Raw genomic sequence first — 358 nt, 5'->3', positions numbered from 1 at the left:
AAGCCCGGTGCCGCTTGCCGCGAACGTTACAGCGTGATCTGAAGCGTGCCCGGATTGTTCTATTGGCCGCGGAAGGCTGCAGCACGCGTGCGATAGCCAAGACAGTCGGCGTGCAGCCGCGGATCGTCAGCCATTGGCGGCATCGCTTTGCGGATGAAGGGCTTGCGGGCTTGGAGGACAAGCCGCGGCCCGGCAAGAAGCCGATCTACACGAAGGCGACCGGTAAGCGGATTCTGGCGCTGCTGGACAAGCCGCCTCCTGCCGGGTTTGCGCGCTGGAACGGCCCCCTGCTGGCGGAGGCGCTGGGCGACGTCGACGTTCAATATGTCTGGCGCTTCCTGCGCGAGCACAAGATTGA

1 protein-coding gene is annotated in these 358 nt (G+C 64.8%); it reads left to right on the top strand.

The window, feature by feature from the left end:
• Positions 1–62: 62 nt before the first annotated feature.
• Positions 63–358: helix-turn-helix domain-containing protein (locus CWO89_RS45335; protein WP_502702968.1), on the top strand; the 296-nt coding region annotated here is incomplete at its 3' end.

The sequence above is a fragment of the Bradyrhizobium sp. Leo170 genome (assembly GCF_004296405.1).
GTDB lineage: Bacteria > Pseudomonadota > Alphaproteobacteria > Rhizobiales > Xanthobacteraceae > Bradyrhizobium.
This window is presented reverse-complemented; position numbering and strand designations above follow the sequence as displayed.